Origin of the sequence: Flavobacterium bernardetii, assembly GCF_011305415.1 — a bacterium.
Lineage (GTDB): Bacteria > Bacteroidota > Bacteroidia > Flavobacteriales > Flavobacteriaceae > Flavobacterium > Flavobacterium bernardetii.
Window position 1 is genome coordinate 411810 of record NZ_JAANOQ010000002.1, and the last position, 25497, is coordinate 437306.

Sequence of the window (25497 nt, forward strand, 5' to 3'; positions counted from 1 at the left end):
CTTTTGCAAAAAAAAAAAATTAAAAAATGAAAAAACTAATAATTTTATTTTTACTAATTTTTACACAAATTAGTTTTGCACAAACCGAATGGTTTGCTGCACCTGCACCAACTGGAAGTTCCTCTGGTAATGGAACAATTTCAAATCCTTGGGACTTACAAACCGCATTAAACAATTTTTCAAATTCAATTCAACCTGGTGATATCCTTTGGCTTAGAGGTGGAGTATATAGAGGACAATTTGATTCTTTTTTACAAGGAACAGTTTTGAATCCAATTACTGTCCAAAGTTACACAGGAGAAAAAGCAATACTTAATGGGAACACTATATTTCCAACACCTATGCCTAACCCTAATCCTCCGTTAGTAAATCCAAATAAAGGCATACAAAATAAATTAAAAATAAATTATTGGGGAATAGATCCAGAACAAAAAGCAGAATTTTATCATAGAGCAAAAATCAATCCTTCTCTTCGACAAAATGGTTTATTTTTAATTAATCTGCCAAAAATTGCTGTTTTGAATATTTACGGAGGCTATGTTCATTTTAAAAATTTTGAAATAACATGTTTAGGTTTTTTTGAAAGGGATTATACAAAACCAAATTTTTTCCTTTTAGATGGGATTTACAACCATGAAATTCAAAATAATAAATGTAAGTTTATTGAATTAGTTATTTATAATTTACCTGGAACAGGTGTTGGAGAATGGAAAAATGCAAATGGGACTGAATATAATTCATGTATAGTCTACAATAATGGATTTTATACTTCTACAACACTTGGAGGGATATTGAATGGTAGAGGTCACGGCCCTGCATTTTATATTCAAAATAATAATGATTCAGAAAAACTGTTTAAAAATAATATTGCGTTTAGTAACTTAGGTACTGGACTTGAAATTTGGTCTGCAAGTAATACAGTTGGAAGTGTAACAGATTTTGTGAAAAATATTAAAGTTCAAGAAAACACTGTTTTTGATCACCAAAAATTTTATGATAATATTAATTTTAAGCCAAATGTATTGATGGCTGCATGTTCATTTAGTGCTAGAAATATTGAAGTTTTGGAAAATACATTGTATCATTCAATGAATTTTATGGCAGGCGATGGAAATCAAGGAGTAGCAGTTTCATTTGGAGGTGCTTGTGAAGGTTCAGTTGGAACAAATCATCCTCCGTTAAAAAATATTAAAGTTGAAAATAATTTTATGGCGGGTAGAAATTCAACTTTAAGAATTTTTAAAACATTAGCCACAAATACAGAACCGATAATTTTTAGAAATAATTTAGTGTATGGTAGAGTTAATGAATTAAGATCATTGTCAATGATTGATAATAACTTAGATCATCCTAATTGGATTTCAAACTTTAATTCGTTTTATGCAATAAATGTTAATGGGGATAGAATTTTTAATTTGACTTCTGGCGGGCAATTGAATTTTTCTTCTTGGAAATTATCTCCTTATTTTAAAGATTTAAATGGAGTTAGAACATTAATACCAAGCCCTAGTGTTAGTGTTCCAAATCCCATTTTGCCTACTGTAGATTATTTTAAAATAAGAAAGTTTGATTATTCAAATGATAAATATTTTGTTACTATTGTAAAAAATAATATTGGTACAAATAATTATACAGCTGACATTTCAAATTCAATTTCTAATATTCCAATTGGTACGCCATATAGAATAATTGATGTTGAAAATTATCATGCAGAAAAATTATTACCATTTTCAAATATTTATACAGGAACAGCTATTACTTTTAATATGCAATCAACTGCTTTTGAAGCACCTTTAAACTTGCCTAATACGCCATTTGGGGCAAATGTAAATACAAATGGGTTAAAAACTCCTAATAATTTTGGGTGCTTTATTATTGAGTTTGATTTATGCTCTATACAATCTTCTCCTGTTATTATTGGGAGTACTTATGCTTGTGATGATTATAATGAAAGTACATTTAATTCAACGGTGTTGACTTCTAATCAAACAGCAGTTTGGTCTGTAACTGGTGGTAATGGAACTATTGTTGGTTCAAATAATCAAGATAGTGTAGAAGTTAGTTGGAATTCATTGCCTGGAGAAATTACTTTAACAATTACAAACGAATATGGTTGTAGTAAAAGTGCTTCTCAAACAATAGTTGAAGGATGTGCTTGCGATATAATGAATGCTAATTATTTTACTGCTGATTTAAATTCTAACACAGTTTCAAATTTTCAATTTTTTAATTCAATTGCCAATGATTTTGGTACTGCTATTTCTTGTGACTTTGGTGATGGAACTAGTCCTACTTCAAACCCAGTATCACATACATATCTTGTAAATGGAACTTATATAATTGATATGTTGTTTTATGGGAAACAATGTAGTAGTCATTATTATAAGACAGTTGTAATTACTAGTAATGCTGGAAAAGTATCTAACGGACAAAATAAAATAGTTAAGGCTAGTGTTGTTGAAAACAGCTTTGTTGTATATCCAAACCCAGCAAATACAACTATCACAATCAAAGGTGATAATATTGAAAAAGAAGAAATTGAAATGTATAACATGTTAGGTCAAAAAGTACTACAACGTTCTTTAATTGCTAATGAATCTGTTATCGATATTTCTGGATTAACAAATGGAGTATATTCTTTATACTTTGTTAAATCAAAAACGTCTCAAAAAATTATTAAGCAATAATTTTTCAAATAATAAACTAAAGCCGAATTTTTATTCGGCTTTTTTTATGAAATAAATTACCTTTGTCATCTAGAAATTAATAAAATGAACAAACAACAAAAAATCGAAAATTTCGATCCATCTCAACCTGGTTTAGCAGATGCTACCGTTTTTGGATTGCCATTTACTGCTGAAGAATCAGAAATTATTATCATTCCTGTGCCTTGGGAAGTAACTGTTAGTTATGGTTCTGGAGCATCTGAAGGTCCAGATGCCATTTTTGACGCCTCTTTTCAAGTCGATTTATTGCATCAAGATTTTCCTGAATTATGGAAACTTGGAATTTATATGGATGAAGCACCAGAACAATGGGCGAAAAATTCAGAAAAATATAAAGATTTAGCACAGCCAATTATTGAAGCTTTAGAAAATGGAGAATCTTTAGAAACATTTCCAGCTTTATTAGAAGACTTGCATAAAATAAATAAAGCCTGCAGAACTTTACATACAGAAGTAAAAGACAAAGTTTTATATTGGCAAAATAAAGGTAAAAAAGTGGCACTTTTAGGAGGTGATCACAGTACGCCACTTGGTTATTATGAAGCTTTGGCAACACAACATGAAAGTTTCGGAATTCTACATTTAGATGCGCATATGGATTTACGTATTGCATATGAAGGCTTTACATATTCTCACGCTTCAATTATGTATAATACTTTGCAAATTCCACAAGTTTCAAAAATTGTTCAAGTAGGAATTAGAGATTTCTGCGAACAAGAAGTGCAAGTAGTTAAAGATTCAAAAGGAAGAGTTGTCGTTCATACGGATTCTGATATGAAAGCAAAAGCCTTTGAAGGACAAACTTGGAAACAACAATGTGAAGAAATTATTGCTCAGTTACCACAAAAAGTAGCGATTTCATTTGATATCGACGGAATGTATCCATGGTATTGTCCAAATACAGGAACGCCAGTTCCAGGTGGTTTTTCATTTGAACAAGCTACGTATTTGTTTAATTTATTAGCTAATTCTGATAAAGAAATTATTGGTTTCGATTTAGTAGAAGTGGCTCCAGGTGAAAATGACGATTGGGATGGTAATGTAGGGGCGAGAATGTTATTTCACATGTGCGGTATATTAGCAAAATCTCATAAGTTAGAGGTTGGTCAGAAAATTAAGTTTTAATATATAATTAAGAGCTTACAGATTTTAATGCTTTACATTTGTAAGAACTAATTTTAAAATTTACTTTTATGAAAAACGCATGTGTATTATTATTCAGTCTTTTATTTATTTCATGCCAATTTCAAAATAAAGAAGAAATCGAAAAAGCGAAACAAGCAAGTGTTGATTCTATGAAAACTGTAATAGAGAAACAAAGAGTTGTGGATTCTATGAAAACCGAATTAGCTAGAGTTAACGAAGAAAAAGAAGTTTTACAGAATAGTAAAACAGTTGTTGTAAATAACAATACAACAACTACTCAAGCCGCTCCTAAAAAGAAAGGTTGGAGTAATGCAGCTAAAGGCGCTGTAATTGGTGCTGGTGTTGGCGCTGCAACAGGAGCAATTGTTAGTAAGAAAAAAGGAACGGGTGCTATTATTGGAGGTTTAGCAGGAGCAGGAGTTGGTGCCGGAACAGGAGCTATTATTGACAGTAAGAAAAACAATTAATTAATAAGAATTTACATAAAAAGCCCTTTTGCAAGTCGTAAAAGGGCTTTTTGTTTATGTGTGAAATACTATTATGTATAGTATTTTGTATATTTGTTGAGAATTAAATGTGTTTTAATTACTTAAAAATAAATTATGGGACATTTTTTAATGGAAACTTGGGAAGAATATAAAATTGAAGCTGTTGAAAAGGTTCGTTATGCCGTATCAAATATTGGTAGAATAAAAAGTTTTACGGATACAATTTCAAATGGAAAATTATTAAAAGGATCTAAAACGGAAGGTTTTTTGTTTTTAAGATATAAAAGGCAAGAAAACAATAAAATAAAATATTACCACCACGCGGTTCATAAAATGGTGGCTGAAATGTTTATTCCGAAAAATTCAGAAGATCAAATTTATGTTTTACATTTAGATTATGACAAATTAAATAATAGCGTCACAAATTTAAAATGGGCTACTTATGAAGAAATGCGAGAGCATGGAAAAAATAGTCCAAATGTAAAAGAAGCATTTAAAAAATTACAAGAGCACAATATAAAAAATGATGGTGCAAAATTAAGAGTAATTGATGTGATGCGTTTAAAAAAGATATTACTTAATCCTAATAGAAAAACTCGATACAAAATTTTAGCCAAACAATTCGGTGTTTCAGAAATGCAATTGCATCGTATTAAAACAGGAGAAAATTGGGGTCATATTAAAGTTTAAAAGTAAATTAATACATTATTAAGTAGTATTTTTGCTTATTATAAGAATAAAATTCAATGCAAAAACAAAAAAAAATTGCGATAGTTGGTTCTGGTTTAGTAGGAACATTATTGGGTATTTATCTAAAAAAAAGAGGTCATATAGTACATGTTTACGATAGAAGTCCTGATATTAGAAAAATAAATTTTACAGGACGTTCTATAAATCTTGTTTTATCAGATAGAGGCGTAAAAGCATTACGTGATGTAGGTTTAGATCAAGAAGTTTTAGGTATAGGAATTCCTGTTGAAAAACGCGCTATTCATACGGGTTTAGATACCGTTAATGAACAATATTATGGTAAAGATGGCGAAGTTATTTATTCGCTTTCTAGAGGTTTACTAAACAAAAAAATGGTAGATCTTGCCGAAAAAGCAGGTGTGGAATTTTTCTTCGAAGAGAAAGTTTGGGATGTCGATTTAACAACGGCAACCATTTCAATCGGCGATTCAGAAAGAGGAGAATGGACCACACATGATTATGATTTGACTTTTGGTGCAGATGGTGCTTTTTCAAGAATCCGACACAAAATGCAACGTCAAAGTATGTTTAATTATTCTCAAGAATTTTTAAATATTGGCTACAAAGAATTAAATATTCCTGCTAATGCAGATGGTACTCATAAATTAGATAAAAATTCCCTACATATTTGGCCACGTGGAAATTATATGTTAATGGCATTAGCGAATTTAGATGGAAGTTTTACGTGTACTTTATTCATGCCACACGATGGCGAAAACTCTTTCGAATCCTTAAAAACAAAAGAACAATTAGTAGATTTCTTTGCCAATCATTTTCCAGATACTAAAGAAGTTATTCCAAATTTAGTAGAAGATTTCTTTAAAAATCCAACCAGTTATCTAGTAACCATGAAGTGTTTTCCATGGACATTCAGTGATAAAGTAGCCTTAATTGGCGATGCTTGTCATGCCATTGTGCCTTTTTACGGTCACGGAATGAACGCAGGTTTTGAAGATATTACCGTGTTGGAACAAATGATGGACCAATATGGTGATGATTGGGCTAACTTGCTTAATGATTACGAAAATTCAAGAAAACCAAATGCAGATGCTATCGCAGAACTTTCTTATAGAAATTTTATGGAAATGAGTTCTAAAACAGCCGATGCGAATTTCTTACTTCAAAAGAAAATTGAAAAATGGTTTTCAGATAAACATCCACAATTATGGATTCCGTTATATTCTCGTGTAACATTCAGTCACCAGCCTTATGCAGAAGCTTTAGCTATTGGCGACAGGCAAAATGAAATTATGCAAGAAGTATTGAAAATGGAAAATATTCATCAAAATTGGGATACTATAGAAGTAGAAAATAAAATTTTAGAATTGTTAAAAGCGTAAGAAATTCTATTAGCTTCTGATTTTTGCGGTTATATTTCTTACATTTGATTATTCTAACTATTTTCTATGGATTTGCCAATAGCCTTAATTATCATAGTATTGCTTTTAGTAGTACTATCAAATATCAATTCAAAATTTCAAAAATTACAAGATTCTATTTTTCACCTAAATGGTAAAATTCAAGAATTAAATAAACAAATTAAGCAAAGCGAAAGATCTCCAAACGAAGCTATTAAAGACGTTTTCAAGGAAGAATCTATTGTTGAAAAACCTGAAATTGTTATAGAACAACCCAAACCAGTTTTTGAAGCGGAAAAAACAATTCCAGTAGTCAGAAAATTAGCGCATCAAGAAGAAGAGACTGAAAAAATTGTATTCAATTCGCCACCTGCATTTAAGGAAAAACCAATTGTAGTTTCAGAAAAATCTTGGTTTGAAAAATTCAAAGAAAACAATCCCGATTTAGAAAAATTTATTGGCGAAAACTTAATTAATAAAATTGGAATTTTAATTCTGGTTTTAGGAATTAGCTTTTTTGTAAAATACGCTATCGATAAAAACTGGATCAACGAAACAGCTAGAGTCGCTATCGGAATTCTATCCGGAACTTTAGTAATGGGTGTTGCTCATAAGTTAAAGAAAAATTACATCGCTTTTAGTTCCGTTATTGTGGCTGGTGCAATAAGTATCTATTATTTTACCATTGCGATTGCCTTTCACGATTACCATATTTTTAGTCAAACCGTTGCATTTGCGATAATGGTAGTTATCACAGCATTTAGTGCTTTTGTTTCCATAAATTATAACCGACAAGAATTAGCGGTTTTATCTTTAATTGGTGGTTTTGCTGTGCCGTTTATGGTAAGTACCGGACAAGGAAATTATGCGATTTTGTTTACATATATCGCTATTTTAAATGTTGGAATTTTAGCCATCGCTTATTATAAAAAATGGAATTTAGTTACCATTTTATCTTTTGTATTTACAACTTTATTATTCTTAAGCTGGAGTTTTACAGAAATGAATAAAGATAATTTCCCACATCAAGGCGCATTTATCTTTGCAACATTATTTTATTTCATATTTAGTATTACGGTTGTAATTAATAACGTTAGAAATAAAGGTGTTTTTTCAACCATTGAATATTTCATTATCACAGCCAATACTTTTATTTATTTCGGAATTGGATTAGCAATAATACAAGATGCTCAATTGCAATTAAAAGGCTTATTTACACTTTCTTTAGCGATTTATAATTTTATTTATACCGCTATTTTATTCAAGAAATTTGGTTTAGAAAAAAATGCGGTTTATTTATTAATTGCTTTAGTTTTAACTTTCGTAACCTTAACAATCCCAATTCAATTTGAAGGAAATCATATCACCTTATTCTGGGCTTGTGAAGCTGTTATGTTGTTTTGGTTGTCTCAAAATTCAAAAATCAGTTTGTTTAAATTGAGTGCCGTTGCGGTACAATTTTTAATGTTTTTTAGTTTAATTATCGATTGGTTCCAAACGTATGGCGCTTACGATATTACTTTAAATATAGTATTCAATAAAATCTTCCTTACTGGATTTGTAACTCTAGCTTCTATTGTTGCTACTTATTTCGTACTGAATAAAGAAACAGAAAATAGTAGTATTTATAAACTAACTTTTCAACCCACTTTGTACAAAAACTTCATCATTTTAGTTGGAGTCATTATGGCGTATTTTGTTGGAATGTTAGAAGTTTCCTATCAAGCAACCGAATTTCTATCTAATCATCATTCTGCTTATTCTTTTTCTGTAGTATATCATTTTGTTTTTACAACAGCCTTAATGGTTTATGTATTTAGTAAAAATAAAGCGTGTTTTTTCAGACCCATTCTTATTTTAACTGTAGTCAATGTAATCGCCTATTTAGTTTTCTATTCCAACTTGCCAACACAAGAAATGGTTCAGAACTTACAAATGAAAAGCAGTTCTAATTTTGCCTTTTATTTTCATTATATCTTGTTAATTTGCTTAGTATATCACTTCGTAATTCTGATAAAACAAATTAAAGACGCTTCTGTTTTTGAAATTTTTAAATCGAAATTTGCGATTTGGATTTTAGTAATTTCCGGAGTTTATATTTTAAGTAACGAATTAGTAGTGCACGTAGTACATTTTAATGATATTTCTGGAGTTGAAAACGCAATTGCTAAAACCTCAAAAACAATTACAGATAAATACGCCTTAGAATATGAAATTCAAACTATCATTTCAGACGATATAGATCATGTTAAAACGCAAGTAGTGAAAATTGGATATCCTATTTTATGGGGAATTTTATCTTTTATTTTGTTAATTGTCGGAATCAAACACCAATGGAAACAATTGCGAATTATAGCATTGTCTTTGTTAGGATTAACCGTGGTGAAGTTGTTTGTTTACGATATTAATAATGTTTCCGAAACTGGAAAAATCATTGCGTTTATTTTATTAGGCGTTTTAATTCTGATCATTTCATTCGTATATCAAAAAATCAAAAAGTTAGTTGTAGATGAATCTCCAAATACCAATTCAGATGAAAATTAAAATACTTATATGTAGCCTATTTACTTTTGCTTTTGGATTTTCTCAAAGTCATAAAGCGACTATTTCAACGATTCAAAAAGACGGATTTCATAAGATAACAATCTCGCCAGAAATTCGTTCTGCAAGTGTGGATAATTTAGGTTATTTTAGGATTTTAGATAAAAGTAAAAAAGAAGTTCCTTATGTGCTTTTTAATAATGTAAAATGGAGTTCTTTTACTTATAATAAAATTGATAAAGTAAAAAAAGAATCCATTTTAGATTCAATTACTTCTTACATTATTCCAATTCACGAGCATAGTACGAAATATTGTAGCGAATTATCATTGTTGATTTCTAATTCTAATATTGAAAAAAGCTATTCCATTAGTGGAAGTAACAATCAAAAAGAATGGTTCGGATTAGTTTCAAACCAAATTTTATCAGATTTGAATAATGAAAAGGGAACTTCTGTAGAAAGAAAAATATTTTTCCCTTTAAATAATTATAAGTTTTTAAAGATAGATTTAAATGATAAAAAATCCTTGCCGATAAATGTATTAGAAATAGGCTATTCTGTTCGTAATTTTAAAATGACGGAAATAACAAATTTGATAGATTTCAAATATAAAATTTCAGAAGACAAAAAGAATAAGAAAACAATCATCACATTATCATCTGATAATTATCAAAGAATTGACGGAATTTCTTTTGATGTGAAAACGAAACTATTTTCAAGAAATGCTTCCGTATTTGTCAATGCAACTCGAACAGTTAAAAAACGAACGGAAAATTTTAAACATGAATTTTTTAATTTTAATTTAGCATCCAATACTTCAAATGTTTTTCCTCAGAATGGTTTTTATGAAAAAGAACTTATCGTTGAAATTGATAATCAAGACAACCAGCCTTTAGAAATTTCAAAAATTAATGTTTTTCAAAATACTATTTCAGTTATCGCTGATTTAAAAGTTAATGAAAAATATGAAATCATATTAGATACTACATTATCCAAACCTAATTATGATTTAGTCAATTTTACTAAAAATATACCTGCTGAATTGCCAAAAGCAACCATTTCTAATTTAAAAAAGATGGATTCTGAATCTAAAGAAGCTTCTGAAAAGTCATTTTGGCAAAAACCAATTTTCTTATGGAGTACCATTTTGTTGACTTTGCTTTTATTGGCTTATTTTGTTTTTAGCATGCTAAAAGATGTAGAGAAGAAATAAGTGTTTTACTTCTTAAGAAATTTCACAAATTTACTTTTACTAAAATCATTAATTTCTATAAAATATATTCCAGCAGCAAATTCAGAAACATCAATTTTATTGGTGTTTTTTGTTTTTAAAACTAGTTGCGAAACAGAATTGTAAATTGAAATTTCATTTTTTTCCTCTTTTAAATTCAAATGAATTATATCAGTTACCGGATTTGGATAAATTAGAAATTCATTTGTTTCAAATTCATCTATACTTAATAAATTAATAAATTGATTCGTTTGCTTACTTACACCGCAATTTGTTACAGTTAATATAACATTAAAATTTTCAATTGTTGTATATGTATGTGTGGGATTTATATCTGTAGAAGTTGTGCCATCACCAAAATCCCATAAATAGGAAGTTCCGTTTGTAGAGGTATTAGTAAACTGAAATTGTAAATTTGAAACTAAATTAGAAGTAAAAGAGGCTGTTGTGTCAAAATCTCCAACATTCCAAGTACTTAGATTATTATATACTACTGTTTTTATAGCGTTTTTTATTATTTCTGCATCTGCAACTGATAATGAAGAATTAAAAGTAATTAATTGTGGATCATTTCTAAATAGTACGGTGTTAAATGTACAAGCTGCAGCATAAGAACCTGCTAAAGATGGATGACTTCCATCACCTGAATATAAGTTTAATGTTGGATGATTTGTTCTTAAGTAACGCCATACCGCACCAACTGGACTTATAATAGCTTGGTTGGTATTTGCCATTTCCGTATATCTTGCTCTCAATAAATCATCCATTCCTTCGTAAGTGCAAACTGGTGGGTTAGCAGCGCAGTTTTGACTATCTCCATTTTCTCTTCCCCAAGTCATGTAAAAAACGGTTTCTGCACAAGGGTTGTATTGTAAAATAATGTTGTTTAATTGTGTTGCAAAAGGAAAACAGATTGTTGAAACTTCATTAATTGGAAATGACGGAATTTGACTCTGCTCTTGTAAAACCACAAAATCCCAGTTGCCTTGTTGTATTTTCTGTAATGATGTAACATTAGTAGAATGTCCTTGAAAGGTATAACCACCAGGCGTGTTACTATCAATTATTAATGTATTGCCAGTTGAAGCTGTAACTTGTTGTGTTAAACTGGGTAAATTATTAACTCCAGTGTAGCTATTGCCTAAAAATAATGCCCGTTTAGTAACTTGACAAAAACTTAAATTCACTAGTAAAACGAAAAATATTGCTTTTTGAAGAGTCATAAGTTTTTAGATTATTTAAATTTATTTTTTATTTTCCTTTTAAAACTCTCATCAAAACACTAAAGGCACCACGAATAAAACTAGCACTTGTTACTACTTTTACTACCGATTTTCCAATTACAGATGCTGTACTTGGTTCTTTGCTTTCTTGTTTTTCTTCTTCCGCTTCGGCAACTTCTGCAGAAATTTCTTCAATTTTTTTAGTTAAAATCTCGTAAGCACTTTCTCTGTCAATTTCTTCAGCATATTTTTTAACTAATTTCGATTTCGAATTAATGCTGCCAATTTCACTATCTGATAAAATATCCATTCTACTTTCTGGTGTACGCATCATGGTCGCAGCTAAAGGCGTTGGAATTCCTTTTTCGTTTAAAGCCGTTACTAAAGCCTCACCAATTCCTAACGATGTTAATAATTCTTCCGTTTTATAAAATTCAGAAGTTGGATAATTGTCAGCTGTTTGATTAATAGCTTGTCGGTCATTTGCTGTAAAAGCTCTTAAAGCATGTTGAATTTTTAATCCTAATTGTGCTAAAACGCCTTTTGGAATATCCATTGGGTTTTGCGTAATAAAATAGACACCAACTCCTTTTGAACGAATTAATTTTATAATGGTTTCAATCTGATCTAATAAAGTTTTGCTTGCTTCATTAAATATAAGGTGTGCTTCATCTATAAAAATAACCAGTTCTGGTTGTTCTACATCGCCTTTTTCTGGCATTTGGTTATAAATTTCTGCTAATAAATTCAACATAAAAGTCGAAAACAACTTTGGTTTATCCTGAACGTCGTTTAATCGTACTATATTAATGTAACCTTTCCCGTTTTCATCAATTCGCATTAAATCATCAATTTCAAAAGATGTTTCTCCAAAAAAGATATCTGCACCTTGTTGTTCTAATTCAATGATTTTTCTCAGAATTGTTCCAGTTGTTGCAGTAGAGATTTTACCGTATGATTCTGAAATCTCATCTTTACCTTCTTCAGTAATATAATTCATTACCTTTTTAATGTCTTTTAAATCAAGTAACGGCATTTTTTTGTCATCACAATATTTAAAAATAACTGAAATTACACCGGCTTGCGTATCATTCAAATCTAAAATTCTAGAAAATAAAACCGGACCAAATTCTGAAACTGTGGCACGAAGTCGAACGCCATCTTGTTCGGATAGTGTTAGTAATTCTGTAGAGAAGCCTTTTGGTTGAAAAGGTATATTTAGTTTTGTATGTCGTTCTGTAATAAAACTTTTTTCTTCTCCAGGTTGTGCAATTCCAGAAAAATCACCTTTAATATCCATCATTAAAACAGGAATTCCTTTCGAAGCTAATTGTTCAGACAAAACTTGAATAGTTTTTGTTTTTCCAGTTCCTGTAGCACCAGCAATTAATCCATGACGGTTTAATGTTTTTAATGGTATGTTTATTGGTGTTTCGGCAATAGTTTCACCTTCAAGCATAGCAGCACCAAGCGTAATGTAGTCACCTTTTGAAGTATAGCCAGTTTGTAATGCAGAAATAAAGTTTTCTTTTGACATTTTGATGAGTTTTTGTTTATACAAAGATGAATTTTTTTTTAAAAACAATGAAATTTTATGTAACAAAAACAATTTTTGTAAGACTTTACATTTTCTTAACATTTGAAACTGTTGAAATAATCTTTTTTTGTTGAATTATTAACAAACAAAATGAAATAATTTTAAATATAATTCTGATTTACCCGTTTTTTGGTACGATTGTTGCATATTTTCAAACTTGAAATGCAATTTTTATTAAATTAGTTTTTTTTTAAAACCTAATTCGCATAAATTTGCGACTATCAAAATAAAATTGAAATCAAATAATTAATCAATTCAAACTAAAAATTTTAAAAAATGGAACAGGATTTAAACGTTTCTGTAGAGAACAAAGGAAGTAAAGGAAGTAGTACTTTTGCGGCAATTACAATTGTTATTTGTATTGTTATTGGAGCTTTATTGTGGAAATTTGTAATGGGAGCACCAGCAAATTTCGTTAAGAATGATCCAGCAGGTCAACCATTACCAGGTAATTATTTAGGTATGGTTTATAAAGGTGGTGTAATTGTTCCAGTATTAATGGGATTATTTTTAATGACAATTGTATTCTCTGTAGAAAGATTCATCGTTTTGAAAAAAGCAGCTGGAAATGGAAATTTAGATAACTTCGTAAAAGGTGTGTTATCTCAAATTAAAAGTGGAGATGTTCAAGGTGCAATTTCAGCATGTGATACTCAAGAAGGTTCTGTTGCAAATGTAATTAAAGCAGGATTATTGAAGTCAGAGCAAGTTAAAAAAGACGGTTTAGATGTAGATACGGCTACTGAAAATATTACTAAAGAAGTAGAACAAGCAACTTCATTAGAAATGCCAATGTTAGAAAAACACTTAACTATTATTTCTACTTTAGTATCTATTGGTACATTATTAGGATTATTAGGAACAGTTTCTGGTATGATTAAAGCATTCGCTGGATTAGCAGAAGGTACTCCAGACCAAGCTGAATTAGCAAATGGTATTTCTGAAGCCTTAATTAATACAGCAACTGGTATTGGTACTTCTACTATGGCAGTTATTGCATATAACTATTTTACTTCTAAAATTGACACATTAACTTATTTTATTGACGAAGCTGGTTTCGCAATTTCTCAAGCTTACAAAAGAGCTAAAGGAAACTAAGATTTTCTTTCTTAGATAAAATAAATTATAAAGTTAAAATAAAGTAAAATGGCAAATATAAAAACATCTAAAAAAAGCACAAGAATCGACATGACGGCCATGTGTGACGTTGCGTTTTTGTTATTGTCCTTTTTTATTATGACAGCAACATCAAAAGTACCTGAGCCTAAGCCAGTAGATACTCCTGCGTCAACCATAAAAGCTAAATTGCCAGAAAGAAACTTATTGACTATTACTGTTGGTGATAGTGCGGTATATATTGGAATGTCTGAAAGAGAAACCAGAATTGCTGCATTAGAAGCTATGTCTTTGAAATATGATATTGCTTTTACTCCAAAAGAAGTTGAAGAATTTTCTTTATTAGAGTCATTTGGTGTTCCTTTAGAGCAATTAAAGTCTTTACTAGCTCTGAAAAATGCTGAAAGAAATAAGCCAGGTACACAGTCAGGTATTCCATTCAAAGGAGATATTTCTGAAAATGAATTATCTTATTGGGTGTATTACGCTAATGCAGCTGTAGTAATGGAGCAACAAGCTAAAGGATTAGAGAAGATAAAGGAAATTGAAATAGCTATTAAAGGTGGTTCTAAAGAAAAATATCCGGTTGTTAAAAATGTTTTTGATATCCTTCAAAAGCAAAATATGAACGATTTTTATTTAGTAACTTCACTAAGAGATGAGGATTTTTAATTAAAATAAAAAAATAACATGGCAGAATTAAATACCGGTGGCGGTGGCGGTAAAGGCGGTAAAGTAAGAAGTAAAAAATCGAATCCAGGAGTTGATTTAACAGCGATGGTAGATTTAGCTTTCTTGCTAATTACTTTCTTTATCCTAACAACCACATTGTCTAAGCCACAATCTATGGATTTAGCTTTACCAGATAATACTAAAGTTGACGATCCTAATCCGCCTGAAACTCCAGCATGGAGAACTTTAACGGTTGTTTTAGGTAAAGATGATAAGTTGGTGTATTATATTGGTATGACTGATGCTCCTTACATGGAAGATGGTTTAAATGGTAAACCAAAGAAAGAAAACTATGGAGGTAAAGGTATCAGAAAAGCACTTATTGCTCACAATAAATATGTGATGGATCGTGTGGATGACCCACAAAAACAAGGAATGATGGTGCTTATTAAAGCAAGTAAATCGGCTAATTATAAAAATTTAGTTGACATTTTAGATGAAATGGCAATTGTAAAGCCGTTTTCTTATTCAATTGTAGATGTAACTCCAGGTGATTTAAAAATGCTTGAAGACAATAAAATTAAATAACATAACTTTAAATATAGTATAATGAGTGCAAATGTAAACCTTAGCGAAGCTAGTTTAATTGACAATATATTCGAAGGACGTAATAAAAGTTATGGTGCATACGAATTAAGAACAAATAGCTCTAAAAGAACTATTTTAGCTTTAATTTTATCTTCAATATTTTTTATCGGAATGGTTTTTACTGCATTTCTTTTAATGAAAAAGAAAGATGTAGAAGAAGTTAAAATCACGAAAGTTGAGCTTAAAAAAGTTAAAACTCCTATCAAAAAGGAAGAAAAGAAAATTTTAGAACAAAAAAAGGTAGAGCCAATTAAAAAGGTGAAATCTGTGGTAGATATTGTTAAAAATGTTCCACCAGTTGTTGTAAATAAAAAGACAGTTGTAAATGAAATTCCTCCTGTTGATACTGATAAAAAATCAGGATCTGAAACAGCAAAAGGAGATGCAAATGCAGCAGTTGATAAAGGAGCTGAATTAGCAAAAGAAGAACAAAAAGGAGATGATACAGATTATAATCAAATTTTTACTTCTGTTCAAGTTCAAGCTGCACCTCCAGGTGGAATGAATGCTTTTAGAAAACAAATTGCAAGTTCATTCCGTTTACCTGAAGTTGATGAAACAACAACAGGTACTGTTATTGCTAAATTCGTAGTTTGGGATGATGGTTCAATTAGAGATATTGTAATTGTGAAAGAAAGTCCTGCCGGTTTAGGTTTAGGAAAAGAAGCACAAAGAATTTTATCAAAATCTCCAAAATGGACTCCTGGTATATACAATGGTAGAAGCGTAAGACAATACTATACTTTACCAATTTCAATTCAAATTACTGCTTCAGAATAATATGAACTGGTTAAATAAATTAAAACAGAAATCGCCCAAACAGCGATTTCTGTTTATTTTAGGACTTTTAATATTTTGCTTTTATTTAGTTTTAGCCTATTTGGTAACCTTTTGGTATGACTTTCCTTTAGAAGTTTCTATGACTAGAAGAAGAATTTTTAGCGGTTTGTTAGTCTTATACGCCAGTTTCAGATTTTACAGATTAATTCAAAAAGAAGAGGAGTAAAATGAAAAATATAGTTACTGCTATTTTATTTTTAAGTTTTGCATTTGGTTTTGGACAAGATACTTCTGCGCCAAAAGAAGCTGCAAAATTGATTAAAGAAAATGCTTCCGATGTAAATACAGGATCAGGTTACAATCAGATTTTTACATCAGTAGACTCTATTGCAGTACCACCTGGTGGTATGAATGCGTTTAGACAGTTTATAGGGAGCTCATTTAAAGTGCCTGAAGTAAATCAAACAACTATGGGAAGAGTAGTTACAAAATTTACTGTTTGTAAAGATGGTTCAATTTGTGATATTCAAGTTGTAAACGAAAGTCCAGCAGGTTTGGGTTTAGCTGATGAAGCTAAAAGAATACTAAATATTTCAGGGAATTGGAAACCTGCAATAAAGAATGAAGAATCTGTAAGTACGTATTATACATTGCCAATTGTAATTCAAATTACTGCAATAGATCCTACTGAACCAGCAAATAAAGAAAATAATACTACCCCAAAAAAAGAGTAATGTTATGAAAAAGATACTTTCCATTTTTGTTCTACTTGTTTTAGTGATTTTCGCTTGTAAAAAATCGGAAAACTCAACAGAAGACGAATCTTACGTAAAAGGTAAAGCAGAAATTTATGTAGATGAATCTTTACTACCAATTGTTGAAGACCAAGAAATGGTTTTCGAAAACAGATATCCAAAAGCCAACATCAAACTAATTCCAAAATCAGATTCTGATATTGTGAATTTATTACTACAAAGAAAAATCGACATCGCTGTTCTTTCTCATGAACTAACAACAACACAAGAAAAGAAATTAAAAGACCTCGATGTTATTGGTAAAAACACCCCTTTCTGTTCAGACGCAATTGCACTTGTTGTCAATCAAGGAAATTCAAAAACTGCCATAACTACTTCTGAAGTTTATGAAATCCTTCAAGGTAAAAAAACAGAATATCAATTTGTTTTTGATAATGAAAATTCAAGCACTTTAAGTTATCTAATGGATAAAGCCGGTGTTAAATCTTTACCAAAAAGTGTTACAGCACTTAAAAATAACTTAGAAGTTATTAAATTTGTTTCCGAAAATAATAATTCAATAGGTTTTGTAGGTGTAAATTGGTTATTAAATCCATCTGTAGAGTTGGAAAGCACTGTTAAAAAAGTAAAAGTTTTAGCGGTTGGTACCACTAATGAAAATGCTGTGAAACCAACGCAGACCTATATTGAAACCAAAGAATATCCGTTCATCAGAAAAATTTATTTGTTAAATTATCAAGGAAGAACAGGTTTAGGCATGGGATTTGCTTCCTTTGTTAAAAGTGAAGTTGGTCAACGTATAATTCTTAAATCAGGATTAGTGCCCGTTAAAATTCCAACACGAGAAATTAGAATAATAAAAAATAATAATAAAGAAATAAAAAAGTAGAAATGAAAACAGTTATTTTATCAAGTTTTGCCACTATTTTTGCTACACTAGTAGTAAATGCTCAAGATATTGAGCAAGTTAAAAAAACAATCGATGCAGAGAAATTTTCTGATGCTAGAAAATCTTTAAAATCTATGGTAGCATCTGCACCAGATAAAGGTAAAAATTACTTTTATTTAGGTCAAGTATATATGGCTTTAGAAAAACAAGATTCTGCAAGAGTTTATTTTGAAAAAGGTAAAGCAGTAAAAGATGCAGGGCATTTAAATTTAATTGGTTTAGGTCAGTTAGATTTATTAGACGGAAATAAATCTGCAGCTGAATCTCATTTTACTAATGCATTAGCTTTTGCTAAAAAGAAAAACACTGAAGAGCAAATTTATATTACTCAAGCCTACTTAAAAGCGGCTACTCCAGATAATGCAATAGCATTAGTTGCTGCAAAAGCTGCTGTTGCAAGTGATCCAAAATCAGCATTAGCACAAGTTGCTTTAGGTGATGCATTAGTTGCTAATAGAAATATTAACGATGCTTATGTTGCTTATAGAACTGCGAGTGAATTAGACAAAACATTACTAAGAGCACCTTTGCAATTAGCAATCATAACAAGAAACGCGCAAGCTTTTCCTGAAGCATTAAAAGCATTCAATGATATTTTAGCTATTAATTCTAGCTACGGACCAGCGTACCGTGAAAAAGCAGAAACAAATTTAGCTTGGGCTTATGCAAAAAAATCACTTTTCGAAGAGAAAATTGCTGCAGCTTTAGAAGACTATAAAAAATACATGAGCTTAACAGATGTTTCAACTGATGCAAAAATGAAATATGCTGATTTCTTAATCTTATCTAAAAAATGGAAAGAATTAGAAACGGAAGCATTAGCAATCCAAAAGTCTGATAAAGTAAATCCAAAAGTATTTAAATATTTAGGTTATGCTTATTCAGAAAATGGAAATCCAACTGAAGCAATTAAATCATTAACTGAATATATGTCAAAAGTTGATGCTAAAAAAATTAACGGTAAAGACTATTTATATTTGGCTAAAGCAAAATTAGCGACATCAATTGACGATAAAGGAGTAGTTTCAAATCAAGCAAAATTCAATGAATCAATTGCAGATTTAACTAAAGCAGCAGAATTAAATCCATATTTAAACACAGAGTTTACAGATATTGGTATTAAGTTATATACTGGAAAAGCTTATTTAGAAGCTTCTAAGTTATTTGAATTAGCAGTTAAAAATACAAGTTCTAAAAGTTTTGCACGTGATAACTTCTTATTAGGAAATTCAATTTTATTCTATGCGGAAAGTAAAACGGCAGCTCAAAAAGCAACTTTAACTGCAGAATTTGCAAAAGCAAATAAAGCATATGATGAGTCTATCAAAGTAGGACCAAGTAATGTTCAAGATGTATATTACAATAAAGGACAATTAAATAGAGTTATCGGAACAAAAGAATCTAACGCACAAGCAGTTTTAGATTATGAAGGTTATGTGAAAACAGTTATTGCAAAAGGTGATGCTGAGATTTCTAAACCAGCTGTAAAAGAAAATCTTTTTGAAACATATTCTTTCATTGGAGCAAATTACGCAACAACTGATAAAGTAAAAGCAATTGAAAATTTCAAAAAAGCAGCAGAAATTAATCCAAATGATACTTTCGTTAAAGAATCTTTACAAGCTTTAACTAAATAATAAAAGCAATAAAATTTTAAAACCGATAGCGAAAGTTATCGGTTTTTTTATTTGAAGCCAATTCCAGCTTTCCATTATAGTTGTTCTCATAAATAAGTAAAAACTAAATTTTGCAATAAAGCTTCCGCTGGTCGCTTTCTTGCAAAAAGTTTTTATCTCATTTCTTTCCAACAAGCTGCCATTCCAATCTGGGCTAGATATTCGACATTAAATAAAAACTTCCCACTTCTAACTTCTAACTTCTAACTTTGTACTATCTTTGCACCCAATAAATGAAATATGCTTAATAAAGAAACTCAAATATTAGTCAACAAAGGTGAAATGCTTCCCTTAATGGAAGAATTTTACACCATTCAAGGCGAAGGTTATCATACAGGAACTGCGGCTTACTTTATCCGAGTAGGTGGTTGTGATGTAGGTTGCCATTGGTGCGACGTAAAAGAAAGCTGGAATGCCGATTTGCATCCGCCAACTTCTGTAGGAACCATTGTTGCTAATGCAAAAAAATACGCTAAAACAATTGTTATTACTGGTGGTGAACCCTTAACTTGGGACATGAATCCATTAACATCGCAATTAAAAAGTGAAGGTTTGCATGTTCATATCGAAACTTCTGGGGCATATGATGTTACTGGAACTTGGGATTGGTTTTGTTTGTCGCCAAAGAAAAATAAATTACCTGTAGATTCTGCTTATGCCATCGCAAATGAATTGAAAGTGATTATTCACAACAAACACGATTTCATCTTCGCAGAAGAGCAAGCTCAAAAAACAAACAAAAACGCGATTTTATTCTTGCAACCAGAATGGAGCAAAAAAGAAGAAATGACACCACTTATTGTAGATTATGTCATGAACAACCCAAAATGGAGAGTGTCATTACAAACACATAAATATTTAAACATTCCTTAATGAAAAAGATTCTATCGATTATTGTTTTGTTTTTTGCTTTCAATTTATCTCATGCACAATTGGGCGGTGAAGATGAAGTGTATTTATCAGGTGATTTAACTGAAGCGACTTTTCAAGGTGGAGATTTAAATAAGTTTTATGATTATTTCGTGAAAAATTTCGACACGAAAACAGTGGAGAAAAAAGGACAACTAATTTTTTCTTTTACGATTAATGATAAGGGTGAAGTAAAAAACATCAGAGTGTTAAAAGATTTAGGAGGTACATCTGCATTAGAAGTAATCAGAGTTTTGAGAGCTTCTCCAAAATGGGAACCTGCTAAAAGAGGAGGCAAGCCCGTAAGTATAGATATAAAATTACCAATGAATTTTAAATAATCAAAAAAGGTCGAGAATCATTTCTCGACCTTTTTTGTATTTAACTCAATCTCGCCAAATAATCAAAATGTTCACCTTCTGCAACCAATTCACATTGTAAGCCATTCGCAATTGCCGCATTTTGTAGTGTGTTGTAATCTAAATACAACCATGGAAAAGTTTCTTCCGTTTCTCCTTTATATTGAACGGTAAAAGTCAATTCGCCATAATAACCATCTGCAGGGATACTATAAGCGCCATCTTCATCCTGGTCAAACATATAAATCAAATCCGACGAATCAATTAAAATTTGTCCGCCTTCATTTAATAAGGTTTTTAATTTTTGTAAATACTTCGCCGTTTCTTTCAAAGTTCCGAAAATTCCTGTTCCATTCATTAAAAGAAGTATTGTGTCATATTTGTTTTCAGTATCTAAATCTAAAATGTTTTCAACTTTCACATAGTTTAAACCACGAAGTTGACACGCTTTCACGGCATTTTCAGAAATATCTATTGCGGTAACTTCTAATTTTCTTTCGTTTTGTAATTCTAAAGCATGACTTCCAGCTCCACAACCCACATCTAAAACTTTTCCTTTTGCCAATTGCAACGCTTTTTGTTCTAGTTTTGGCATTTCGTTATAACTGCGATACAAATAGGCAACGCTCATTTCATCCGCTTCAGAAATTGAAGTCTCCGTAATTAAATCTTCAGGTGAATTATTGGTTTGGTAATCTAGTATGGCTTTTCCGAAAAGGTCTTTCATCTTTTTTTTGTTTAAAGTTTCAGGTTTTTTTAGTTTGAAGTTGTTAACTTTGTCTTCAATTGGTTTTAATATGTTTTTTAAACATACAAATGTATAGTTACTAACTTGAAACCTGAAACTTGAAACAAATTAATAAATGTTAAAACCAGCATTAAACGAAATTCAAAAACTAGCCAAAGATACGCATATTGAAAACAAAAAATATTTCGATAAGCTAAAAAAACGCGTACCTAAAAATTTAGATTATGTGATGCAAGATTTACATGATGCGGAATTCAAGAAAACCGATTGTTTGGATTGTGCGAATTGCTGTAAAACTACCGGTCCATTATTCACAGATGCCGATGTAGAACGAATTTCGAAACATTTAAAACAAAAACCACAACAATTTATCAATCAGTTTTTACGTGTCGATGAAGACAATGATTATGTATTGAAATCTGTGCCTTGTACGTTTTTAGATAACGAAAACAAATGCTTCATTTACGATGTTCGCCCAAAAGCCTGCAGAGAATTCCCACATACTGATAGAAAAAAGTTCAATCAAATCACTGATTTGACTTTATTGAATGTTGCGATTTGTCCAGCCGCATTTAATATTGTGGAAAAAATGAAATTGAAAATGCCTTTATAATCTAATTGTAGATTAAGTATTTCTTTCTCATTTCCTTAAAAGTAAGCAAACCAGTTTCCCAACTTTGTCTAATTTCTTTTTCCGAAACACCATTCGCTATTTGTTCTTGTAGTTTTTTGGTTCCAGCCAATTTCGTGAAAAAGTCATTAAAGAAAACCGCCTTAATTGAAGTATCTGAATACGCTTTAAGTAACCATTTCAATTCTAAACGATTCACTTTTTTAATTTTCGTTAAGTCTTCACCAGTACATATTACGTCTTTATGCATCGGCTCTTTCGCACCAAAATTAGAAATAGGTGTGAAGCTAAAATTGAAGTTAGTTAAAAACGGAGAGCCATAAATTTGGAATTGCTTTTCCGTTCCTCTTCCAACACTTACATTCGTACCTTCAAAAAAGCACAAACTAGCATACAAATTAATCGCCTGGTCGTTTGGTAAATTTGGTGAAGGTTTCACAGGTAAACTATAAAACATTTCTCTTTTGTAATGCTGGCAAGGAATAACGTTCAATTTACACTGAATTTCATTAGCTAACCATTTTTCACCATTAATCATTTTCGCATATTCACCAATAGTCATTCCATGTAAAACAGGAATAGGGTGCATTCCCACAAAACTTTTATGTTCCATTTCTAAAACCGGACCGTCAATAATTGTTCCATTTGGGTTTGGTCTGTCTAAAACTAAAAGTTCAATATTGTTTTCTGCGCAAGCTTCCATCACATAATGTAATGTAGATATATAAGTGTAAAATCTCGCACCTACATCTTGAATATCAAAAACCATTACATCAATACCAGCTAATTGCTCGGGCTTTGGTTTTTTGTTATTTCCGTATAAGGAAATAATTGGTAAGTTAGTTTTGCTATCTTTTCCATCTTTAATCATTTCGCCCGCATCTGCAATTCCTCTGAAACCATGTTCTGGAGCATATATTTTTTGCAGGTTTATTTGTTTTTCTAAAAAGTAATCAACCAAATGTTTTTTGTTTGCAACTATCCCTGTCGGATTCGTAACAATTCCAACTCTCTTATTTGCTAATAAAGGTAAATACGCGTCATGGTTTTCTGCACCTGTTTTAAACTTACCATAATTTGAAACCGTATTCGTAAGTTGGGGTGAATCATTAATAGTAGCACTTACATTGTTCTTAGTTGAAGAACATCCAGCTAAAATTAATAGCGTAGAAATAAATAAAAACGTATTTTTGAACTCAAATGTCATATGTCTATAATTTTTGTTTTTTATTTGTCATATGCAATTCGCATTTCATCAATGGTGTTTGCGACCAATTAAATCTTATGCTCATTTCATATAAAAGTATATTTTGAATTTAGAATATTTTATTGCGAAACGACTTATTGTTTCTAAAAGTTATAAAAGTAGTGTTTCTTCCCCAATTATAAAAATTGCTATTTTGGCTATTGCCTTAAGTATTCTTATGATGGTGATGTCTGTGGCAACTGGTATAGGATTGCAACAAAAAATCCGTGAAAAACTTTCAGCATTCAACGGACATGTTATTGTTTCAAATTTCGACGACAACCAATCTCAAGTTACAGCCGAACCAATTGACTCCAGATTATTGCCTGTTTCGCAACTAAAAAAGAATGGTTTCATCACACACGTGCAACCAATAATTACTAAAGGAGCATTAATAAGAACCGAAACCGATGTAGAAGGAATTATCTTTAAAGGTGTTGACGCTTCCTACCAATGGAAAAACTTAAAAGAGTTTCTTGTTGAAGGAAAAATTCCAACCTATAAAGAAGGCGATATTAACGAAGTGTTGATTTCACAGTTTTTAGCAAACCGATTAAAATTGAAAGTTGGGAGTTCTTTTAATACCTTTTTCATGAAAACGCAAGGCAAGCTTCCAAGTATGAGAAAGTTTAAAATTGCCGGAATTTATAATTCAGGTTTTCAAGAATTCGATTCCTCTTATATAATAGGTAACATCGAACATTTGCAACGTATCAATAAATGGCAACCGAGTCAAGTTGGAGCTTATGAAATTTTCATCGACGATTTCTCCAAATTAGATGAACGCGCTAAAGAAATTTATAAAACTATTCCGCCAACATTTAATAGTACATCTATATCTGAAAAATACTTCAGTGTTTTCGAATGGTTAAAACTTTTCGATTTCAATATTTTGGTTATTCTTATTATAATGATTGGTGTAGCAACTATTAATATGGTAGTCGCTTTGTTGGTTTTAATTTTAGAGCGCACCCAATTAATAGGAATGTTAAAAGCACTTGGTGCGAATAATTGGTCAGTACGTAAAATATTTTTATACAATGCAGCTCATTTAATTTCAAGAGGATTGCTTTGGGGAAATGGAATCGCTATCTTATTATTGGTTGTTCAAAAGAAGTTTGAAATCATTAAACTAAATCCCGAAAGTTATTATGTCTCTTCAGCTCCTGTCGATATAAATTTACAACACATACTATTATTAAATTTAGGTACTATATTAATATGTGTATTGGTTTTGTTAATTCCGTCTTACCTAATCACAAAAATATCTCCAATCAAAGCCTTGAAGTTCGATTAGAAACTTATTCTGCTTTTTACACTATAATATAATACGGTTGATGTTTTGTTGCATCAGCCGTTTTTTTTGTTTGGAACAATTATTTCTTACTATTATATATAGGTGTAGTTTTTTTAGGAGCTATTTCCTGCTCTCCGCTATATCTTTTATTTAATTTTTGAAGAATTAAATAAAAGGATGCCGCTCCTATCAGGGCTAGAATTCGGTTTTCATAAGAATTTATCGTCTGTCATTCCGTAGAATTAAGGAATCTAAAGAGAGTGTTGGTGTGAAAACGAGCCAAAATCGCTTTATTTTTAGAAGAATCCATTTTTTTCTAATACCTTATCTCTATTGAAACTGGGCTTAAGCAAGTAAAATGCTCAAGTGTCGATGAAAGTTTAAATAAATCGACGTTTGTAACTATCTGTAAATTAACTCAAAGTAAAATACTTTATAAATATGTTAAGATAATGTTAGGGAATACAAAATTAAGTGCTAGTTTTGCACCCGCAATGAGAGAGAAGTTCTTTATATAATGACAAACAGATTGGAGATTATTTTTTTAAAAAAAAGTAAAAAAAAGATTTGGAATTTAAAATATAAAGATGTTATCTTTGCACCCCGCAAGAGAGGGAGTTCTTACAAATAATGATTGATTAAAACAGATGA

General features: G+C 30.6%; 22 protein-coding genes. 18 read left to right on the top strand and 4 right to left on the bottom strand.

Translation table 11 applies throughout. The features are described 5' to 3' along the window. Window positions 1-26 precede the first annotated feature (26 nt). The 7 genes from G6N05_RS06855 (at window position 27) to G6N05_RS06885 (ending at window position 10222) form a co-directional block, all read left to right on the top strand. Window positions 27-2687: a T9SS type A sorting domain-containing protein gene (locus tag G6N05_RS06855; protein WP_166125966.1), complete on the top strand. Its 2661-nt coding sequence runs from the start codon at window positions 27-29 to the stop codon at window positions 2685-2687. 84 nt (window positions 2688-2771) lie between these two features. After that, window positions 2772-3851: an agmatinase family protein gene (locus G6N05_RS06860; protein WP_166125968.1), complete on the top strand. Its 1080-nt coding sequence runs from the start codon at window positions 2772-2774 to the stop codon at window positions 3849-3851. Window positions 3852-3919: 68 nt separating this feature from the next. Beyond that, entirely contained in the window at window positions 3920-4339 is a 420-nt protein-coding gene (locus tag G6N05_RS06865; protein WP_166125970.1) for a YMGG-like glycine zipper-containing protein, read from the top strand. Window positions 4340-4474: 135 nt separating this feature from the next. Continuing rightward, window positions 4475-5050 carry an HNH endonuclease gene (locus G6N05_RS06870; protein ID WP_166125972.1) on the top strand — a complete coding sequence of 192 codons (576 nt, stop codon included), beginning with the start codon at window positions 4475-4477 and terminating at the stop codon, window positions 5048-5050. A 56-nt stretch (window positions 5051-5106) separates the two neighbouring features. Then, window positions 5107-6450, top strand: coding sequence for an FAD-dependent oxidoreductase (locus tag G6N05_RS06875; RefSeq protein WP_166125974.1), 1344 nt, complete (start codon window positions 5107-5109; stop codon window positions 6448-6450). A gap of 66 nt (window positions 6451-6516) precedes the next feature. Beyond that, complete coding sequence (locus G6N05_RS06880; RefSeq protein ID WP_166125976.1) at window positions 6517-9012, top strand: DUF2339 domain-containing protein; 2496 nt, start codon at window positions 6517-6519, stop codon at window positions 9010-9012. Then, entirely contained in the window at window positions 9002-10222 is a 1221-nt protein-coding gene (locus G6N05_RS06885; protein WP_166125978.1) for a hypothetical protein, read from the top strand. Before G6N05_RS06880 ends, G6N05_RS06885 begins: the two co-directional genes overlap by 11 nt. Before the next feature lie 5 nt (window positions 10223-10227). Here G6N05_RS06885 and G6N05_RS06890 read toward each other — a convergent pair whose 3' ends face one another. Further along, the gene (locus G6N05_RS06890; RefSeq protein ID WP_166125979.1) at window positions 10228-11463 is read right to left on the bottom strand and encodes a T9SS type A sorting domain-containing protein; all 1236 of its coding nucleotides are present in this window, start codon (window positions 11461-11463) and stop codon (window positions 10228-10230) included. A gap of 28 nt (window positions 11464-11491) precedes the next feature. After that, on the bottom strand, window positions 11492-13000 hold the full coding sequence (locus G6N05_RS06895) for a helicase HerA-like domain-containing protein (RefSeq protein ID WP_166125981.1): 1509 nt from the start codon (window positions 12998-13000) through the stop codon (window positions 11492-11494). Window positions 13001-13336: 336 nt separating this feature from the next. Between G6N05_RS06895 and G6N05_RS06900 the strand changes: the two genes are divergently transcribed. The 9 genes from G6N05_RS06900 to G6N05_RS06940 all read left to right on the top strand — a co-directional run bounded on the left by G6N05_RS06900 (window position 13337) and on the right by G6N05_RS06940 (window position 20906). Then, window positions 13337-14158, top strand: coding sequence for a MotA/TolQ/ExbB proton channel family protein (locus G6N05_RS06900; protein WP_166125983.1), 822 nt, complete (start codon window positions 13337-13339; stop codon window positions 14156-14158). A gap of 48 nt (window positions 14159-14206) precedes the next feature. Further along, window positions 14207-14848 (top strand): ExbD/TolR family protein, encoded by a 642-nt coding sequence (locus tag G6N05_RS06905; RefSeq protein WP_166125985.1) that lies wholly within the window; start codon window positions 14207-14209, stop codon window positions 14846-14848. An 18-nt stretch (window positions 14849-14866) separates the two neighbouring features. Further along, window positions 14867-15436, top strand: a complete 570-nt coding sequence (locus G6N05_RS06910) for an ExbD/TolR family protein (protein WP_166125987.1) — start codon at window positions 14867-14869, stop codon at window positions 15434-15436. A 21-nt stretch (window positions 15437-15457) separates the two neighbouring features. Next, window positions 15458-16276, top strand: a complete 819-nt coding sequence (locus G6N05_RS06915; RefSeq protein ID WP_166125989.1) for an energy transducer TonB — start codon at window positions 15458-15460, stop codon at window positions 16274-16276. 227 nt (window positions 16277-16503) lie between these two features. Further along, window positions 16504-17010 carry an energy transducer TonB gene (locus tag G6N05_RS06920; RefSeq protein WP_166125991.1) on the top strand — a complete coding sequence of 169 codons (507 nt, stop codon included), beginning with the start codon at window positions 16504-16506 and terminating at the stop codon, window positions 17008-17010. Window positions 17011-17014: 4 nt separating this feature from the next. Further along, window positions 17015-17920, top strand: a complete 906-nt coding sequence (locus G6N05_RS06925; RefSeq protein ID WP_166125993.1) for a PstS family phosphate ABC transporter substrate-binding protein — start codon at window positions 17015-17017, stop codon at window positions 17918-17920. Between the two features lie 2 nt (window positions 17921-17922). Further along, window positions 17923-19617 (top strand): tetratricopeptide repeat protein, encoded by a 1695-nt coding sequence (locus G6N05_RS06930; protein ID WP_166125995.1) that lies wholly within the window; start codon window positions 17923-17925, stop codon window positions 19615-19617. Window positions 19618-19896: 279 nt separating this feature from the next. After that, window positions 19897-20529: a 7-carboxy-7-deazaguanine synthase QueE gene (locus G6N05_RS06935; protein WP_166125997.1), complete on the top strand. Its 633-nt coding sequence runs from the start codon at window positions 19897-19899 to the stop codon at window positions 20527-20529. Next, window positions 20529-20906, top strand: a complete 378-nt coding sequence (locus G6N05_RS06940) for an energy transducer TonB (RefSeq protein WP_166125999.1) — start codon at window positions 20529-20531, stop codon at window positions 20904-20906. Before G6N05_RS06935 ends, G6N05_RS06940 begins: the two co-directional genes overlap by 1 nt. A gap of 40 nt (window positions 20907-20946) precedes the next feature. On the opposite strand, the gene G6N05_RS06945 is transcribed toward G6N05_RS06940, so the two are convergent. Then, window positions 20947-21651, bottom strand: coding sequence for a class I SAM-dependent methyltransferase (locus G6N05_RS06945; RefSeq protein ID WP_166126001.1), 705 nt, complete (start codon window positions 21649-21651; stop codon window positions 20947-20949). A gap of 136 nt (window positions 21652-21787) precedes the next feature. Here G6N05_RS06945 and G6N05_RS06950 point away from each other — a divergent pair, with 136 nt between their 5' ends. Beyond that, entirely contained in the window at window positions 21788-22285 is a 498-nt protein-coding gene (locus G6N05_RS06950; protein ID WP_166126003.1) for a YkgJ family cysteine cluster protein, read from the top strand. Between the two features lies 1 nt (window position 22286). Here G6N05_RS06950 and G6N05_RS06955 read toward each other — a convergent pair whose 3' ends face one another. Further along, window positions 22287-23510 (bottom strand): exo-beta-N-acetylmuramidase NamZ family protein, encoded by a 1224-nt coding sequence (locus tag G6N05_RS06955; protein WP_166126005.1) that lies wholly within the window; start codon window positions 23508-23510, stop codon window positions 22287-22289. Window positions 23511-23613: 103 nt separating this feature from the next. On the opposite strand from G6N05_RS06955, the gene G6N05_RS06960 reads away from it, so the two are divergent. Beyond that, window positions 23614-24846, top strand: a complete 1233-nt coding sequence (locus tag G6N05_RS06960; protein WP_166126007.1) for an ABC transporter permease — start codon at window positions 23614-23616, stop codon at window positions 24844-24846. Window positions 24847-25497: the final 651 nt, after the last annotated feature.